Origin of the sequence: Paenibacillus sp. 1781tsa1, assembly GCF_024159265.1 — a bacterium.
Classification (GTDB): Bacteria; Bacillota; Bacilli; order Paenibacillales; family Paenibacillaceae; genus Paenibacillus.
This window is the reverse complement of record NZ_JAMYWY010000001.1, coordinates 224,248-242,253: the sequence shown is the minus strand read 5'-3', so window position 1 is coordinate 242,253 and position 18,006 is coordinate 224,248. Positions and strand designations below refer to the sequence as shown.

The 18,006-nt window shown below is 46.9% G+C and carries 15 protein-coding genes; 1 reads left to right on the top strand and 14 read right to left on the bottom strand.

Annotated features, from left to right (window positions below; genetic code table 11):
* Positions 1-133: 133 nt before the first annotated feature.
* The 14 genes from NKT06_RS01140 to NKT06_RS01075 form a co-directional block, all read right to left on the bottom strand.
* The gene (locus NKT06_RS01140) at positions 134-1,000 is read right to left on the bottom strand and encodes a sugar phosphate isomerase/epimerase family protein (RefSeq protein ID WP_253429115.1); all 867 of its coding nucleotides are present in this window, start codon (positions 998-1,000) and stop codon (positions 134-136) included.
* 109 nt (positions 1,001-1,109) lie between these two features.
* Positions 1,110-2,867, bottom strand: a complete 1,758-nt coding sequence (locus tag NKT06_RS01135) for a glycoside hydrolase family 35 protein (protein ID WP_253429114.1) — start codon at positions 2,865-2,867, stop codon at positions 1,110-1,112.
* Between the two features lies 1 nt (position 2,868).
* The gene (locus NKT06_RS01130; protein ID WP_253429112.1) at positions 2,869-4,329 is read right to left on the bottom strand and encodes an alpha-L-fucosidase; all 1,461 of its coding nucleotides are present in this window, start codon (positions 4,327-4,329) and stop codon (positions 2,869-2,871) included.
* Positions 4,330-4,403: 74 nt separating this feature from the next.
* On the bottom strand, positions 4,404-5,126 hold the full coding sequence (locus NKT06_RS01125; RefSeq protein WP_253429110.1) for a copper homeostasis protein CutC: 723 nt from the start codon (positions 5,124-5,126) through the stop codon (positions 4,404-4,406).
* Positions 5,127-5,575: 449 nt separating this feature from the next.
* On the bottom strand, positions 5,576-5,767 hold the full coding sequence (locus tag NKT06_RS01120; protein ID WP_105602251.1) for a hypothetical protein: 192 nt from the start codon (positions 5,765-5,767) through the stop codon (positions 5,576-5,578).
* Between the two features lie 188 nt (positions 5,768-5,955).
* Positions 5,956-8,739: a glycoside hydrolase family 3 C-terminal domain-containing protein gene (locus tag NKT06_RS01115; RefSeq protein WP_253429108.1), complete on the bottom strand. Its 2,784-nt coding sequence runs from the start codon at positions 8,737-8,739 to the stop codon at positions 5,956-5,958.
* 421 nt (positions 8,740-9,160) lie between these two features.
* Positions 9,161-10,249: a low temperature requirement protein A gene (locus tag NKT06_RS01110; RefSeq protein WP_253429107.1), complete on the bottom strand. Its 1,089-nt coding sequence runs from the start codon at positions 10,247-10,249 to the stop codon at positions 9,161-9,163.
* A gap of 38 nt (positions 10,250-10,287) precedes the next feature.
* A complete protein-coding gene (locus tag NKT06_RS01105; protein ID WP_253429105.1) occupies positions 10,288-11,244 on the bottom strand; it encodes a ring-cleaving dioxygenase in 957 nt (318 codons plus the stop codon).
* 126 nt (positions 11,245-11,370) lie between these two features.
* Positions 11,371-11,598, bottom strand: a complete 228-nt coding sequence (locus NKT06_RS01100) for a DUF896 domain-containing protein (RefSeq protein ID WP_091012171.1) — start codon at positions 11,596-11,598, stop codon at positions 11,371-11,373.
* 246 nt (positions 11,599-11,844) lie between these two features.
* Positions 11,845-12,885, bottom strand: coding sequence for an SPFH domain-containing protein (locus tag NKT06_RS01095; RefSeq protein ID WP_253429102.1), 1,041 nt, complete (start codon positions 12,883-12,885; stop codon positions 11,845-11,847).
* Positions 12,886-12,932: 47 nt separating this feature from the next.
* On the bottom strand, positions 12,933-13,736 hold the full coding sequence (locus NKT06_RS01090) for a TPM domain-containing protein (protein ID WP_253429100.1): 804 nt from the start codon (positions 13,734-13,736) through the stop codon (positions 12,933-12,935).
* On the bottom strand, positions 13,733-14,764 hold the full coding sequence (locus NKT06_RS01085; RefSeq protein ID WP_253429098.1) for a TFIIB-type zinc ribbon-containing protein: 1,032 nt from the start codon (positions 14,762-14,764) through the stop codon (positions 13,733-13,735). The genes NKT06_RS01090 and NKT06_RS01085 overlap by 4 nt, the downstream gene beginning before the upstream one ends.
* Positions 14,765-14,800: 36 nt before the next feature.
* A complete protein-coding gene (locus NKT06_RS01080; RefSeq protein WP_253429096.1) occupies positions 14,801-15,505 on the bottom strand; it encodes a PspA/IM30 family protein in 705 nt (234 codons plus the stop codon).
* 229 nt (positions 15,506-15,734) lie between these two features.
* Positions 15,735-15,953: a hypothetical protein gene (locus tag NKT06_RS01075; protein WP_253429094.1), complete on the bottom strand. Its 219-nt coding sequence runs from the start codon at positions 15,951-15,953 to the stop codon at positions 15,735-15,737.
* Between the two features lie 228 nt (positions 15,954-16,181).
* Between NKT06_RS01075 and NKT06_RS01070 the strand changes: the two genes are divergently transcribed.
* On the top strand, positions 16,182-17,864 hold the full coding sequence (locus tag NKT06_RS01070; protein ID WP_253429092.1) for a sigma-54-dependent transcriptional regulator: 1,683 nt from the start codon (positions 16,182-16,184) through the stop codon (positions 17,862-17,864).
* Positions 17,865-18,006 lie beyond the last annotated feature (142 nt).

Genomic DNA, 18,006 nt, shown 5'->3' with positions numbered 1-18,006 from the left:
TCCGGTGATAAAGGCGAACACTTCGTTTCTTCAGAATCGATTTCGCCCCCTCCACTACTTTTTCTGACTGAACTAACTTTCTGTTTGAGCCATACATAACAAGTCATATTTCATTTAAAACAAGCACTCAGCCCTATGCCTCTTCCCATAGGCGGCGGACGTTATCCATAGCAATGCGTGAGGCGGTTTTGCAATCCTCCATGCCTTCAAATTCAACCGAGATATATCCGTCATACCCGGATTGTTTCAACACCCGGAATACCTCAGGCATGTCGATATCGCCTTGGCCCACAATGGCACCGCGCAGGTAGTTGCCATGCGAGGTTTGGAACCAGCCTTCACCGGGGTTCCGGTAGGAAGGTCTCCAGTAGAAGTCTTTGGCGTGCACGATCGACGCGTGCGAAATATTATTTTTCACAGCACTCACCGGGTCTTCGTCCACACAAAGGAAATTGCCGACATCCAGCGTGGTCTTGAAGTTATTCCGCGCCGTTTCGTGTAACAAACGCTGAATTCGCTCACTCGACTGCACGTAGTACCCATGGTTCTCCACGCTTGTTGTAATTCCAAAATCGGCTGCATAATCGGCTATCCGCTGACAAGCCTTCACCAGTACCGGCAGGTCGATCTCGAACTGTGCTACTGTTCCTTCTGGTGCAGGCCGGAAAGCCACGTCATGACGCATCAGCTTAACACCCAGTGCAGCAGCCACATCCACATGTCGCATCACATTCTGGATCTCTTGCTCCAACGCTTCGGCGTCCTCCTGCACAGCAAAGTTAGTGCCGATGGCATAATTGGAAATATCGATTCCGACCTCTTTTGCCACAGCTTTAATCTCATCAATCAACTCCGGATGTTCGATCAGACTGAATCCCATCGGCACAATCTCCACATGTTCCCCGCCCTGATCAGCAATCCAGCGAATGGCATCTGGTACGGTTAATTCTTTGCGATCCAATGCTTGTTGCAGACTGTAGGTGCTGAGTCCAACTTTCATTTTTCCTCATCCTCTCCTGTAGTCAGTCAATGTCCATACCCAACGTATACCTTTTTCCAGCGGACACGACAATTGCCAATAATCGTTTGGCTCACCTATTTTCCTTTTCCTAGCCCAAATCCGGTGTATCCACCAACGTTACGGCCAGTTCAGACGTCTGATGAAGCTCAAATACCATGATTTCATTATCACCTTCATGAAGGAGCGGGGCAGGCACATACCATGTTTTTTGCGGTCCTTTATTCCAGTAGCGCCCCAGATTGAATCCGTTTACAAATGCAACCCCCTTGGTCCAGCTATCCAGACGCAGAAAAGTATCTCTGACATCCGTGATCTGAAGATTTCCCCTATAAAAAGCAGGCCCCTGTGCTTCGCTAATCGCATTGCTAAATTGTAAACCCGACAGATCGGTTAATGGCAGACAATGAATCGTCCAATCGAATAAAAATTGAAAGCCATGTCGCACCCCCTCCGTAATGCCCTTTGGATCTCTCAGGTACGGACCATAGTTGATTCGCCCCATATTTTCAACAAGGATCAATAGATCTGCGCCCTCTGGCGGTACTTCAAACGAAATCGATACTGCTGTATTCCCCCGTTCCAACACGCCCTGAAATTGACCATCAACAAACACAAGCGCACGGTCACGCACCTCCTGAACCACCAGTTCCTGTCGCTCCCTTGGCCCGGATATCCGGGATTGATAACAAATAAATCCATAATCCTGACCCAGCTTCTCCATCGTTTCTGGATTCGTACGTTGCACCGGAGCTGATATCAAGTCCAATTGTGTAAGTAATGACGCCTGCTGGTTCAACTCCACTCGCCCATAGGCGACGGTCCCCTTCGATTCTGGCAGCACAAGCTCACCCAGATCTTCATCGCTATGGCGAGCAATAAGATCACGTACGGCATGAAATTTTGCTGTTGGCTCCCCGGATTCACTGAGCAGTGAATCGTAGTCGTAACTTGTAATGGTGGGTTCGTATTGATCCTTCTGCTGACAGTTCGCTCCGTTGTAAAATCCAAAGTTCGTTCCCCCATGGAACATATAAAAGTTAACCGAAGCTCCTAACCGAAGCATCTCCTCAAACACACCAGCCACATCTGCGGCTTCCCGGGTATGATGCGACTCACCCCAGTGATCGAACCAGCCGTTCCAATATTCCATGCACATCAAAGGTTCTTCTGCCTGATACTCACGCAGCTTGGTGAACGATCCTTGCGTCCCTGATCCAAAATTGACTGTAGCCAGATGCCTTGGTACCGATCCTGCCTGTAGCATGTGATCTGTCGGTCCATCCGAAGTAAACAGAAGCACATCCACACCCCGCTCTACCATGCCATCCCGTAAATATTGCAGGTAACTCGCGTCATTGCCGAAACTGCCGTACTCATTTTCAATCTGCATCGCGATGATCGGCCCACCATGCGTGCTAAGAAGGGGTTTCAATTTGGGCAAAAGCACATCGTAATAACGATCCACATTCGCCAGAAATGTTGCATCATTACACCGAAGACGGATATCATCAGCTGCAAGCAGCCAGGAAGGCAATCCGCCAAACTCCCACTCCGCACATATATAAGGACTTGGGCGTACAATCACATGCAGACCCACATCATCCGCAATGCGAATAAAACGTTCCAGATCAGCCATGCCTTCAAAACAGTACTGCCCCGGCTGCGGCTCATGGACATTCCACGGCACATACGTTTCCACTGTATTGAAACCGCAGGCTTTCAGCTTGAGTAACCGATCCTCCCAATATTCGGGGACCACTCTGAAATAATGGATGGCACCCGACAGAATCCGAATGGGCTCGCCATCATACATGAATTGTGAACCTTTATACGTTAGCAACGCCATTTTACAACCCTCCCCGCTCGCTCAGATATATGCCTAACCCCGACAACGTAGGATACCATCTGGATTCATGAATGGTTAATCGCATCCTTCTCGATGTGACCTGGGGGAAATAGCAAATTCGTTTATACCCCACCACCGTCCCTGTGTAGAATTCTTTCCAACCCCCATCTGCCCTCTGTGACTCCAGTGTAAATCGCTCAATCCGTTGGCCTATCTCGATATGTTCCATCAGCACCACCCGGTCAAATGATCGTTCTTCCTGTAAATCCAGCTCGATCCAAGCCTGCTCCGTTCCTTCGTGAGGACACCAATACGTATCCCGTCGTTCCGTCAGCACCTCCAATACGGTATGCTGTTCATCCATCGTCTCCGATGCTGTTACCAGCGCCTGCAAGGCCAAATTTTCCTGGAAAATAGCACGAAGCGAATCTCCCAATTCCTGTAGTCGCTCCACATCCCGTTCGTGAATGAGACCACGCGTATCCGGTGGCAGATTGAGCAAAAAGGTGGCATTGCCCCCTACTGCACCGTAATAGACGGCGAGCAGTTCTTCCAATGTTTTGACCTGATCATCCTCACTGGCATGATAAAACCATCCCGGACGAATTGAGGTATTCACCTCGGCAGGGTACCAGATCAATTGCTCACCTTGGGAACGAATGACCTCTCGGCTTCCCAAATCACGGTCCTGCGTATTAATCCTTGTGGCAAACTCGCCATCATCCACCTGCTGCGATTGCTCCTGAATCTTCTCATTATCCTGCATATGCGCGGGCACAACGCTCCATTCCGATTCCCGCGTATGCCCCGCTTCATTGCCACACCAGCGAACATCCGGGCCACATACCGAGATAACAGCTTCGGGCTGGAGTTCACGAATAAGCGCATAATAGGCGTCCCAGTCATAGATCTGTCTTTTGCCATTCGGACCCTCACCACACGCGCCGTCAAACCATACACAGAAGATGTCGCCATAATTCGTAAGCAGCTCGCGTAACTGATGGAGGAAAAACTCGTTATACCTCTCGGAATCTCCATAAGTGGCTTCATGCCGATCCCAAGGAGACAGGTACACGCCAAACTTTAATCCGCCCTCACGGCAGGCATCGGCGACTTCCTGCACCAAATCCCCCGCACCGTTCCTCCATGGACTGGCCGCGACCGTATGCGCTGTAAACTGGCTTGGCCACAAACAAAATCCATCATGATGCTTACACGTCAAAATCAGCCCCTTCATCCCCGCAGCCTTGCACGCCTGCACCCATTGTACTGCGCTCAGTTCAGAAGGATTGAAGATCGACGGGTCTTCCTCTCCAGTACCCCATTCTCGATCCGTGAATGTATTTACCGTAAAATGAATAAACCCGTAAAACTCCATCTCCTGCCATCTCAACTGGCGTTCGGATGGGCGGATCTGCGCTGCGGTTGTAATCCATTCGGCTGATTGCAGTTCATGATTCATGGTGTTATCCCTCCTTTTATTTCGTGCATTCCTATGTCACTGGACCACCCTTGCTTGGACCGCTACTCAGTGCACTACTGTCCATGAAATGGCTGTGATGCAAGCAATAACTGCTGCTTGGCTTCTTCAACCAAATGTGGATCAATGGGATATTTAAAGCTGCCTTCGTACCTCACGCCTGATCCCATATGGATTTCCGTGATACCTGTCTGACTCACTAGCGTTTGAATTCCCTCTATGGTGACCCCCGACCCTGCCATGACAGCGATGTTCAAGGTTTGCCCCAATTGCTGAAGCTGTTTCAGTTCCAGTATGCCTTCAGGCGCTGTCTGTTTCCCTCCCGATGTAAGCACACGCTCCACGTTGCCCAATGTGTTAATGGCCTTGAGCGCCTCAGTCAGGCTTGTGCTCACATCAATTGCACGATGAAACGTAACACCCAAACCCTGAGATTCGGTCATACATGATTGCAAGGATATGAGATCGACTTCACCATTTCCGGTGAGGGCGCCGATCACGATGCCAGCGGCTCCAAGTTCCTTCGCCACGCGAATATCACGGGTCATGGCGTGGATGTCCTCTGTGCTATAGCGAAACGAGCGGCTATGGGGACGAATCATGACATAGACCGGGATGGAGACTTGGGATACTACTTGCTCCATGACACCATAACTGGGGGTAAGGCCACCCTCGATCATCGCAGATACCAGCTCAATCCGATCGGCCCCTCCCTCCTCAGCTGCCTTGGCATCTTCCACATCCACAGCAATGACTTCCAATACAGGCTGTCTTTCCATAAGGATCGCTCCCTTCACTTCATCGTAGATTATTCCAGCACCGTTAACCCGTATCGATACCCATCACTCGAACTTCACACAGCCTGATCCATGACATAAAGGACCGACTGAACGCTGCATCAGCGCTCCTGCGGTCCTTCTTCATCATTGTGGGCAACGGTCAGCTTCCAGAACGCAATCCGAAAAGGCTGACCTTCCTGAAAGATATATTGTTTGTCGGCAATGATCTTCATGAATGGATTCTCCTTTGGGGACCGGAATGGGCTAGCAAATAGAGAGTGCAACGTGTTTTATGTGCTTTGTTGAATCATTTTGTTATTTTTGTTATCTACAATGTTATCATCAATTAGCAATAGTCTAAAACGTTAGGTTCAGAACGTCAATACAAAAAAAGACACCCTAAGGGTGTCTTCATGTCTCGGATAAACTTAAGATTATCCGAGCTTTTTCTATTTTCTACGCCGAGCCTTCGTCATTCGATTAAACATAATCAGTGCCGCAATGATCATGGCAATCATGGCAATATTACTTGCCACTTCTTGTGATAAGCCAAAAAGAACTCCCAGGTTAGTCACCAGACCTCTTACAATCAGCGCCACCACAACCAGCAGGATTGGACTCATAAAATTATAATTTCTCATTCTTCGCAACACCCCTGACCCCATTGTTCAGAACTCCAAAATCCCATAACACTATCATAACAGCAGCTATTCCGTGTTACAACAAAGGACACCCGCAAACAGTGTCCTTTGTCATGTACCCACGTATTCTACTTTTGATGAAGAACAACCTTATGATTGCTGCTATCACAAAATATTTCTGATTATCTCTACACCTGCTTGAATTCGATCCAATCAATCTGGAGACCTGGTTTGGTGAAGTCCAGTTTCACTTCATACAGTCCTGCTTCAAGGTCTACTTTGACAAGCTTCTGTCTGATCCATTTGCCTTCCGTACCATTCGTTTGAATGGTGGTTACCAACTGGTCATTCAGGAGCAGGTTACATGCACTTTGAGCCAGTTCCGGCTCAGGGGACATGATCTGTACAATAATTCGATAATGGCCAGCCTCGTCCACTTTCATGTAAACAGGTTCAGCTACCGCAGGTTTCACCTGTGCATTCTCAACCAGAACCTGGGCCTGTTCAGCCGATAGGGATGCATTCGCATGGAACGAAGCTACGTTCTCCACGATCTCGTGTTTTCTACCGGACACCGGTGCATTCATGATGAACTTGCAGATGTTGATTGCAGAGCGTTGCAGCTCTCCGCGAGTCAATGTTCCATTTTCCAAGGATTCAATCGTGTTGTCGTCCCAGCCATTGATCTCTGCGCCGTAGTTCGGTACAACCATGTAGAGATCATTCTGTGCACGAATCATCCAGTTCGTGTATTTGCGATCCGCCTCTCCACCTTCGGTGACATCGTTCATAATTGCCCACCAGTCGGTCATGACGATACCCTCGAAATTCCATTCACCGCGCAAAATTGTGGTGTTCAGGTCGTAGTTGGATGCCGCCCAGTGTCCGTTAATCGGGTTGTAGGAGGTCATGATGGAGTTCGCTCCGCCTTCTTTTACAGCGATTTCGAACCCTTTCAGGTAAATTTCACGCAGTGCACGCTCAGAGACAACAGCATCTACTTTACTGCGGTGTTTCTCTTGGTTGTTGCAGGCAAAGTGTTTCAGTGTGGCATTGGAACCACCCTTCATAATGCCTTTCGTACATGCTGCCGCAAATACACCCGAGATCAGTGGATCTTCAGAGAAGTACTCAAAGTTCCGGCCATTAAGCGGGCTCCGGCGGATATTCAGTCCAGGTCCGAGCAGGGTATCTACCTGATTTCTCAACAGTTCCTGTCCTTCCATCACATACAGCTCTTCTACGAGATCTTGGTTCCATGTTGCGGCAAGCAACGTTCCGATGGATACCTGTGTTGCTTTCTCTCCACTATCCATACGAATACCCGACGGGCCATCTGCCGTACAAGCTACCGGAATACCATAGTTGAACAGGCTATCGCTGACACCCCCAAATGCAGATGCCGTTCCCGAAGTAACGAGTGGACTGCTCATGCCTTCGCCACGGACAATTGCCGCCAGATCCTGATCACTCAGTTGAGCGATGAAGGCTTCCAGACTCACTTTGCCAGCTTTAACGTCACTCAGCTTGTAGCCCTGGTTCCCCGTCTGCTCCAGCGTTTGCGGGAGATTCTGCTCAATCCGGTTCGCCATGGATATCTTACGTTTCGGCACTTCTGCATAAGTCAGTTCATAAGATCCATCTTCCTTGCGCGTACCTGGTTTCATCCGTGTAAAATCTTCCGTTGGAGCCATCGCTTCTTGCAGTTGCTCCACCAATTGAAGAGATTCAATAATATAGCCATCCTGGCCATCAACACTGATGTGCTGCACTTGTTTCACACTGGTTCCTACATGCAGTCGGTATGTGCCTTCTTCCAGAACGTATGCGGAAGTATGGCCCGTAACACCTGCATCATCGTAAGATGCCATGGCATGGATCGGGAAACTGATCGTCAGAAGTTCTGACTCGCCCGGCTGCAACAATCCTGTTTTGCCAAAAGCCACCAAAGCCTTCACCGGTTGTCCCAGTTTGCCTTGCGGGGCTTCATAATAGACTTGCACAACCTCTTTGCCCGCATATGTTGTACCTGAGTTGGTCACATTGACACGAACTTCGATGTAGGTTTCGCCGTCTTTGGATACAGATTTCGCTTCTTCATGCTGGGCCAAAAACGTCGTATAAGACAGGCCATAACCGAATTCAAACTGAACACGCTCAGGTCGAAACGTTTCGAAATAACGATAACCTACATAGATATCTTCCTGATACAGGTTCTTGAACTCATTGCCGTAGTTGCTTGTCGAAGGATAATCTTCGATGGAATATGCAATCGTATCTGTCAGTTTACCGCTTGGTGTAACGTCTCCCGCCAGCACATCAGCAATCGCGTTGCCACCCTCCATACCGCCATGCCAGGAGTAAATCACACCTTGAATTGGATGTAGATACGTTTCGTTTAACCAGCTCATGTCGATGATATTCGAGACATTCAGTACTACGATTGTGTGTTCAAACTGCGCAGTGACTTTCTTCAGCATCGCTTTCTCATCTTCTGTCAGTTGGTAACTTCCTGGCGCATCCGCATTATCCTGATCTTCTCCTGCTGTACGTCCAATCACGATAATGGCTTTGCTGGATTTGCTTCTAGCCTGTGCAACCAGTTCATCTGTCAAAGGCATTTCTTTCTGATTCCATGGCTCGGCCGCCCATACTTTTCCGCCATCATCAAATGGATTTTCTTCAATCCACTTCTCATAGACAGCTGCCAGTTCTTCGTTCACCGTTATATTCTTTTTGCTGCGCAGACCATCGAGCAGATTCGTTGTGTAGGCTACATGAACACTACCGCCCGAACCCGTGCCGCTGCGATAATAATTCACTTGAATCCGTCCAAAAACTGAAACGTTTTCGTTTTCACGAAGTGGAAGCACTTGGCCTTCATTTCTGACTAAAACGGCTCCTTCAGCGGCAACCGTACGACTAAACTCTGCAAACCCTTCCAATGGAACTCCGATTTGATGTGTGCTCAATGATTTCCCTCCTGATTGTCATCCCCATACCTACGAATCGCTATATATAAAATGAACTAACAAAACGTACACTCGGCCACTACTATGACAGAACAACCCTTCGATCACTCTTATCCCCCGATTTCTTGATTCCCTTTTCCTAAGGGAGAAATCCGTTGATAAAGGCGAACGCTTATGCTTCTTCAGGTTATTTCTGTCCTCTCCGTTTTCATGTTTGTTTCTTACGCTCATTTTATAAAAAGATATTCTATGATCTGGTAGATTCACTTGTACATAGTCTCATATTAACAGATTCTATAGAAGAAATTAAATTAGATTTGTGCTTTATTTATATTATTAAGTCTTGTCCAGAATTTGCTGCATAATAAAAAGCCACGGACGCCTGTTGTCCGTGACTTTTCTTCATTTGAGATGACTCGTATCAAGTCGTAAGTTTCGCATACACCAGGAAGAATAACATGTCTTCGCCCATGATGACATAACCCGGAACCTGGTAAACCAGATCCACAAGGACAAATGCAACCAGTAACCCTACCATGAACGCCAGATGGCGCGGACCCAGTCGCAGATGTGCGTGTCTGTAACGATGAAACACAAGTGAAGTCGACAAGAAATACAGTAGCGCCGATCCAAACACAAACCCTAGCATGAACACATAGTTTAACTGATTCTGATATAACAGCTGAATGGAAGCCGCAATCATACTCATGGAGATGTAGATGAACAGATGGCCGTATATGATCGCTTGTCCGGCAGTCTGAATCTCTTTGCTGACCTTTTTCTCCACGTTGTCGAAGTACTGCCACCACATCGCAATGACAAAGATGGACGTAAATGCGGCAAACAGGATGGATTTCATATCCCATTGATCGGCTTGCAGTACAGCGATAATACTAACTACCGATTCGCCCAGCAGGATGAGTGTAAATAACGCAAAACGTTCCAACAAATGATGAGTCTGAACCGGTACTTTCACCAGATTTTTACGTCCGATCAACGGAAGCACGATGTCCACCGCAATTCCTGCATACAAAATCAAGTAGCGCAGCCAGGAATCGAAGAATAGTGAACCTGATGAGATCAATATACCAATGAGGAAACAGGTGCCCAAGTAACGGGCCGCTTGCTGTTGATGCTCACTTTTTGACTTATGAACCGTCAGATACTGTATCGCCGTAAATGCCCGTGAACCGATATAACCCACGAAGAAGGACAGGTAGTATTGGTCAAAATGGGTAGAGAGGCTCGCCGTCATGACCATCACGGACAGGAGCTGAAGGATGAGAAATATTCTATGGATCAGGATGTCTTGACCATAGCGGTTAATAAACAAGGTCTGACCAACCCATGCCCACCAAACAGGGATGAAAATAAGCACAAACTTCATTAAGTATTCAAACGTAATTACTCCGTGTTCGGCATGTAACAAGACATGACCTGCTTTGGAAACCGCTGCTACGAAGAGTAGATCGTAAAATAGCTCCAGCCAGGTAACCTTTTTCTCCATCATCCTTCGTTGCTCCTTTGATTTTATAGTAATAGTACTCCTTATTTCGCAGTTGTAGCAGGTTCGAGTGTTCTTACCACGATTGGTTGCAGATTGTCCTCAATTTGAGGGCGGTATTTCTCAAACCACTCTGGCAGCATCAATTTTTGTCCGAGCGAATCCGCAGGTTCATCTTTGGCAAAGCCCGGAGGATCGGTAGCAATCTCAAACAGAATGCCGCCAGCTTCTCTGAAGTAAATTGCGTTAAAGTACTGACGATCCCGAACTGGAGTCGGTTGATACCCGTAATCACGTACAGCTTCGCTCCATTGTGCATGTTCCACGTCATCTGTGGCGCGCCATGCAATATGATGCACCGTTCCAGCTCCACCCATGCCCAGAGGTATACGGGTTACCGGAACATCCACAACATTACCGATGTCTCCACTCGACCGGAAACGGGCATACTCTTCATTTTCACCCACTTTGACAAATCCCAAAATTTTCTCAAGCGCATCCATCGTTCTTTGCGGATTAACACTGAACAGGACAGCACCACCGAAGCCTTTGATCGCTTGATCTGTTGGAATTCCTTCGTGTGCCCAAGTACTGGTTGCTCCCTCTTCCCGTTCCACAAGCTCAAGCCGCAAGCCTTCGCTATCTTCGAATTGAAGCAGCTCTTCATTGAAGCGACTTGTGTGAGTTACATCAATATTATACTGCTCCAGACGATTCTGCCAGAAGCCAATCGACCCAGGAGGAATGACATAGGAAGTGATGCCGACCTGACCTCCGCCAATTTTGCCCCGTGGTGATCCAGCGGATGGGAAGAAGGTAATGATGGTACCTGGGCTTCCGTGTTCGTCTCCAAAATACAGGTGGTATACATCAGGTGCATCGAAATTGATTGTTTTTTTCACGAGACGCAATCCCAGAACTCCGGCATAAAAGTCAACGTTGGCCTGTGGATCTCCTGCGAAAGCTGTAATATGGTGGATACCTGCTGTTTGAATAGTCATGATTAATTCCTCCTTGGTTTGGTAAGCATGTTTTGGATTTGATAGGTGTTTACAAAATTCAGTAACGTGATTTATATAAATTTGTTTTATCTTTAAATTAAGATATATGGTGTGGTGAATGATATTCTAGTTGTTGTTTTGATTGGCTTGTTCTTGTTTCAATTTATCAGGAGTCACGTCATCGCCGTTCGGATCATAGATGGTTGCATTCAAGAGAATGTCGTTGACCGAACCGCGAAAAGTTTGCAGATATTCCTGGCGAAGATTAACCCGTTCCTCTTTCTCCATCTCCGTCAATCCGCCCTCTTTGGCTTTTCTTGCAAGTTCATTAATTCTGGTCAATGTTGGGATCATCATCTTGATCTCTCCTCATGTTAATGGATTAAAGATATTTGTTTTGGTTGTTATTTATATTCAGATTAAATATCTTAATTTAAAGATAAATGATTTACGATCGGTTGTCAACACTTTTATCAAAACTAAAATAAAATGAACCCTCTTCCTAACTTACGTCATGTTGGTTTGCGTATGAATCCAAATAAAAAAGGGCTAGCCCCGTGATATCTAAACCACTGGACTAGCCCTCATGTATTCATTTTATTAGCCTAGCTTTTGACCACAGTTCGGACAGAAGTTGGCTCCTTCATTTTTGGCTCCACAGTTCGGGCAGAAGTTTGGCTTCTTGTTGCCTTCTGTTGAAGATGGATTAGAATCACCGTTGCTATTACCTGCTGGCTTCTGGTCGGCATTCTGATTCTGAGACGAATTGGCATTGTTATTGTTGTTCTGGTTTTGGTTCTGATTCATGTTCTTCATCATTTCATTGGCCATGTTCATACCCATCATCATGCCTGCCATATCCGAGGCCGCGCCGCCGCCCTGTACTTTACCGGATGAGATACCGTCTGTCATGCTGACCTGCTGATACTTTTGCAGATTACCAATCATCTCATGTGAAGCGGTCTTTGTAATCATATCCTGAATTTCCTTAGGATAATTGAAGCTCATCACCTGGAAACCGGTAATCCCAATGCCGATGTCCATCATCTGCATATCCAGATCTTCCTGAATCCCCTTGGCAATATCCGACGCATTGGCCTGCAGGTTGAACATATCCTTCCCTTCACGGCTAATCCACTTCATTAGAAGCTGATCCAGCACGGAAGTGATACGGATTTTGACATCCTCGACCAAATAGCTCTGCTTGATACCCGCGATTTTATCAATCAGAGTCACGTAGTCACTCACTTTGAAATTAAATGTTCCGTTGGCCCGAATCGGCATTCCGCCCGGGAGTTGTGGTGTCGGAATCAATACCGGGCTTTGTGTGCCCCAGCGCACGGTGAACTCTTTGGTATTTACAAATAGTACTTCGACCCGCATGCCGCTGTTGAATCCGAATTTGAACCCTTTTAAGGTAGAAAGAAACGGAATAATCTCGGAATCGATATTAAATGATCCTTCGTCCTCGAAAATCCCTTCCACTTTCCCGTTATTCAGGAAAATGGCGTCCTGACCCGAACGGATGATAAGTTTACTCCCCTTCTTGATCTCCCGGTTGCTCCACTTCCAAAATATCATGTCATCTCTGAACTCTTCCCATTCCACCACATTCGAAAACTGATTTCTGAAAAATCCCATACTCGTTCCCATCCCTTCTATTAGAAAATCCGTATACTCAGTAGTTATTAAAATGATCCTCTACTTCCACTATGTGAGTGGCCACCTCGCGATGTACCTCCTCCGCCGCCTCCGCCACCGTTGTTATTGTTCTTCTCGATTTTGCGCTTGGTTACGGTTGTACGGATATAACGATCCTGACGATCTATTACACTGGAATTGCTTGAATCCTCATAAGTCGCACGATTGACTGTGACACGTCCGCCGGAACGATAGGTCATAATACCAACAACAATCCCCCCAAGAACGACCGAGACTCCTAACTGAAACCATCCGTTAAACAAAATATTGTTCGGATTTACACCAGGTTCATACCCCATATATTCGTAAGAAAGCTCAATATATTTCTCAAATGCAAGTTTATAATCCCCACTGGACAACTCGGAGGTAATACGGTTACGGATAGAATCCAGCCGCTGATCACTCAAATATTCTTTTGCCTTATAAAATCCAGCCAGATACACTTCGCGATTATTCATATCCATCGTCAATATGACAGCATTGCCAAATTTCTTGTCGTACCCTAGCCCCTGCTTATCATAAAAATCTTCTGTTAAAAGCATAACATCCTGATTCTCTATATTATTTGTTGTCAAAATAACAAAGTCCGTCTGCCGTTCCGCGCCATACTGATTCGCAAGTGCATTCAGCTCAACCTTATCCTGCTCACTCAGCAGGTTGGCCTCATCGTAGATGAGATTTTTGTTCTCCGCTGCGGATGCCGAAGACATTGGAACTAACGGAGCAACAAGCGTTATCATTAGTAAAATGAGCGTAGCCATCACGACAACAAGAGGGGTTCTTTTTCTCATAAGAATCCACCTCCCATCATCCAGGAAACCAGCTTCAGTGACAGCAACGAGACGGCAGATACTCCTGCGAACCATCCGGCCACTTTGGCTTTGCTGATCGGCGGTTTGCCGACCACTTTCCCTGTCTGACCATTCATGGCAAAGGTATACTGTGCCCGATTGTAGTCATAGTTGACCATCCACACCGGGAGCAGCACATAGTCCGCATTTTTGAGCGTGGTATCGATCTGTTTATCCGTGTAACTCACGCTGCTATATCCGGATACGGTTGAAGCAATATAAGAATCAATGTAAGATTTCGTCTTTTCCTTGGCCCGTGGAAAAAGTTCTTCGTCCGTGTAACTGTATTTTTCCGCAATGTACCCCGCCAGATACGGGGTCTTGAACAATTTCAGCTGATTATATGGAAAAGGCTCCAGCTTATCCATCAGTTCATCCTTCATTTTCTCCGATGCATCGATGGGCAGATTCACGTAATTCAGCCGAATTCTGCGATATATATCGAAATGCTGAGTTTCCGTGTAATGGTAGTCTCCCTGAGTGTAAGATCTGACCTTGGTACCACGGCCATGCACTTCAATTTTGTTATGTAACTCGTACAACCAGAACGGTACGTACATGCCGGTAATGCTCTGGATTCGATCGGCGGACATGAAGCCACTTGGCGTTAACAGGCCGTTTTTGCACCACTTTTTGAAAGCCTGTTTGGCTTGATCCTTGTTGATCGAAAAGGGAATCACCATCGCGGGGGCAAGATTGCCCGTCAGCCGATCACTGAGTACAACCGCTGCACCGCAGAAACTGCATGTCGTCGCACTGGTCTCCGGCTCCGTCACAATGTCAGCTCCGCAGCTGTTACAGTGGTATTCCTTGACCTCATTTTCGGTGAATACTTGTCTCTTCAAGGGATCGGGGATCTGCTCTATGTTGTCCTGGCGGCCGCAGCTGGGACAGGATAGTGCACCTGACACACTGTCAAAGATCATACCACTGCCGCAGTTTGGACATTTATATTCAATAACCGGCATCTGCTCACCTCAATGTTAACGAAATGGTGTAACGTATTATTTATTCTTTAGTTTCTCCTGGATCGCTGCGAGTTCTTCATCCGCACTTGGCGACGCATGTTCATTATTACCCGCATCCGCGTTCATGTCCCTCTCAAGCTGGGCAATTAATTCGTCCAGATCATCTTCCTGTGCTCCGGCACGCAGTTCTGCTAAAGCTTCTGCTTCGTTCAATGCCTGATTGGCCTTGTCTTCCATGGCCTTCAATGCAGATTCAGCTCTGCCCGCAGATGCATTCCGTTCATTGGCCTGTTGCTGCGCCTTCGCATCTGCCATGCGACCTTTCAGTTCTGCATACCGCGCTTCCAGTTGCCCCAGATCTGCAACCAGTTTATCGTTCATATGCTTCATCATCTTGGCTTTGGCAGAAGCACGTTCATAGGCAGCCTGTAATTCGTTCAATTTGTCAGCCAGCTTCACTTTCTTCTCCAGAAAATTACGTGCCTTGTCTTCGTCTCCGGACTCCGCCGATTTCTCTGCGTACCGCTGTAACTTCTTGACCTCGGCGCTGCACTCATCCAATGCTCGCTTCGCCCGGCTCTCGTCCGACAACACCGCCGTCGTCTCTGCTTTTACCTGACCCAGATCACTGCTCAGGTTGCGCATATACTCATTCACGCTCTTCTCCGGGTCTTCCGCCCGAGACAGCATGTGGTTCACATTGGCCTTCATCACGTCTCTAAACCTCGATAAGATTCCCATTACGTGTTCCTCCTCCGAAAAGTTCATATGTATACTATAATACATGAATACGCCCACATACGTTTCACATTTCACGATGGCAACTGGTGCCTTTTCGTTCCAAAGTCAGATAGTAATGGAATAATAAAAGAAAAGACGAACACCTATAGTGTCGCCTTATGACCCTGTATAAACACAAAAAACTTAAGTACTAGCCCTTTGCCCGCAATCCCCAAATCCCTACCTAAATCTATGGCTCAACCGGAAGGCTCTCCACCGCTGTGAAGAACACATCCAACAGCTCAACATTGTACACTGTGCGGACGTATTCTTCGATCTGGGTTAACTCTTCTTCCCGCTGATACTCCAGACATGGACGGCCCTCACTCCACAGCACCCTGCACGGGAACTTTCCGACAACATCCTTAATGATGTGATCGGGCTCAGCTACTTTATGAATGTCTCCCATATAAAACTCCTCATTTCTCTATACTTAACGTGTGCAATTATGTATTAATTTTGAAATAGTTAAGGATTCTTTTCAGTGCACTTCATCACATTCCACTCGGAGAGTTATGGCGACATACTACATAAGCATTCTGCACACATAACAGTGACCTGTCCACCCATAGGTGCCATTCCTTCGCAAGTTGGCTATAATAAGGGGATCAAAGTTTTCTATAAAGGCAGGAAAATTATGCGTACACGAGTTCACTTTATTGCTCCCTACGAATCGATGATTCCTATTATACAAGAGTGCATTCCCCGCTTTCCCCAGTTAACCATTCAGACAGACGTGGGCGACTTGGCGAACGGTGTGGAATTAGCAACTCAAGCTGAGAAAAACGGGGCAGAAATTATCATCAGCCGCGGCGGAACCGCCCAATTGATTAAAAAAGTAGTGACCATTCCTGTTATTGATGTGCAGTTATCGGGTTATGATATGATTCGTTCACTTACCCTGGCAAGCCAGTTTAACGGTCAAACGGCCATCGTTGGTTTCTCCAACATCACCTCTGGTGCACAATCGATAATTGATCTGATGGATCTGCCTCTCAAAGTCTATACCATACATAGCTCGGAAGGTGTGGCACGGTTGCTCTTGGAGTTGAAAGCTTCCGGGTACCGCCAGATTGTCGGAGATGTGATCACCGTCAACACCGCGAAGACTTATGGTCTGGAGGGATTGTTAATCCAATCCGGTCAGGAATCCATCCTTAGAGCGATGGAAGATGCGCAGTTGGTCTACCGTTATTTGAGCAAAAATCATGCGATATCCATCATACTGAATGACCTGGTTACACGGGAACATCCGAATCTACTTATTTTAAATGAACGGAATGAAGTCGTATTCGAGAACCTGACCGATTTTGAGAAAAATCCACTGACCGATAATCACATGTATCTGACCAACACCAGCCTGGAATTCCATCAATCCCAGATCCAGAATGTGTTCATGGTAGACGATTATCAGCTTACGGTCAACGCCTATGAAACGACTCTGGACAACAAAAACTACAAGGTATATATGCTGGAAAAAGGACAACCCTATGCCTTTGCACAATTCGGCATAACCACGTTCACGGACGCATCGATGGAGCCCATCGTTGCCGAGTCTCCTGCCATGCAGGCGGTATTGAAGAACATTCGGGCACTTTACGAGAATCATGAACCGATCTATCTGCTCGGTGAAGCGGATTCCGGTAAATCATTTCTGGTCAAACATATTCATCAGATGTACTCCGGTGGCGGACTGTTATTACAGATCGATCTCTCGCAAGTTCCGTCCGGCCATTTGCACAAGATACCACTCGCCAAAGTTCGAAATGTAGAAATTAACCACATGGAGACACGTATGGAAGATCCGGAGTTGCTCTCTTTTATCCAGAGCTGCCTTCAAAACCGGATTGGGGTGTTTATACTCGGGGAGCAGGCATTGAACCCACATTGGTCACTCGATTTGGAGCTTAATACAATCATGATGCCAAATCTTGCGGATAGACCAGAAGATCTGGCTCCACTGATGCAGCATTTCCTTACAGGTTACTACCAGAAGTACGGAACTACTGCGGTGAGAATAAAAGAAGATGCGCTACAGCTGATCCAAGAACAGATCACAGATATGAATGTCAACCAGTTGAAACATCTGATCAAGCAGGCTGCACTTAATGAACAGGAGTATGTAATCACCACCGCTACCTTATCCCGCTTGCTGGATCAGCAACCTTCTTCTAGCCCAATGAAGTTGAACGGCACGCTGAAGGAGATCGAAAAGGAAGTTATTCAAATCGTGCTTCAGGAGGAAAATAACAATCAATCGAAGGCGGCAGAGCGTCTGGGGATTAACCGGGCCACATTATGGCGTAAACTTAAAGATTAACTTTAAGTTTGCGTCTTTTTTATCGCCTTAATGTGTTGCATTTTTAAACAATTAATTACGTATTTAAAATTTACAATAAATTATTGTTGCTATATTAAACGATATGGGATAATATAATCCCTGCAAGCGCTTCATAAAAACG

Coding starts and splice junctions, on each gene's coding strand:
- NKT06_RS01140 (WP_253429115.1), bottom strand. CDS start 1,000: ATGAAAGTTGGACTCAGCACCTACAGTCTGCAACAAGCATTGGATCGC.
- NKT06_RS01135 (WP_253429114.1), bottom strand. CDS start 2,867: ATGGCGTTGCTAACGTATAAAGGTTCACAATTCATGTATGATGGCGAG.
- NKT06_RS01130 (WP_253429112.1), bottom strand. CDS start 4,329: ATGAATCATGAACTGCAATCAGCCGAATGGATTACAACCGCAGCGCAG.
- NKT06_RS01125 (WP_253429110.1), bottom strand. CDS start 5,126: ATGGAAAGACAGCCTGTATTGGAAGTCATTGCTGTGGATGTGGAAGAT.
- NKT06_RS01120 (WP_105602251.1), bottom strand. CDS start 5,767: ATGAGAAATTATAATTTTATGAGTCCAATCCTGCTGGTTGTGGTGGCG.
- NKT06_RS01110 (WP_253429107.1), bottom strand. CDS start 10,249: ATGATGGAGAAAAAGGTTACCTGGCTGGAGCTATTTTACGATCTACTC.
- NKT06_RS01105 (WP_253429105.1), bottom strand. CDS start 11,244: ATGACTATTCAAACAGCAGGTATCCACCATATTACAGCTTTCGCAGGA.
- NKT06_RS01100 (WP_091012171.1), bottom strand. CDS start 11,598: ATGATCCCAACATTGACCAGAATTAATGAACTTGCAAGAAAAGCCAAA.
- NKT06_RS01095 (WP_253429102.1), bottom strand. CDS start 12,885: ATGGGATTTTTCAGAAATCAGTTTTCGAATGTGGTGGAATGGGAAGAG.
- NKT06_RS01090 (WP_253429100.1), bottom strand. CDS start 13,736: ATGAGAAAAAGAACCCCTCTTGTTGTCGTGATGGCTACGCTCATTTTA.
- NKT06_RS01085 (WP_253429098.1), bottom strand. CDS start 14,764: ATGCCGGTTATTGAATATAAATGTCCAAACTGCGGCAGTGGTATGATC.
- NKT06_RS01080 (WP_253429096.1), bottom strand. CDS start 15,505: ATGGGAATCTTATCGAGGTTTAGAGACGTGATGAAGGCCAATGTGAAC.
- NKT06_RS01075 (WP_253429094.1), bottom strand. CDS start 15,953: ATGGGAGACATTCATAAAGTAGCTGAGCCCGATCACATCATTAAGGAT.
- NKT06_RS01070 (WP_253429092.1), top strand. CDS start 16,182: ATGCGTACACGAGTTCACTTTATTGCTCCCTACGAATCGATGATTCCT.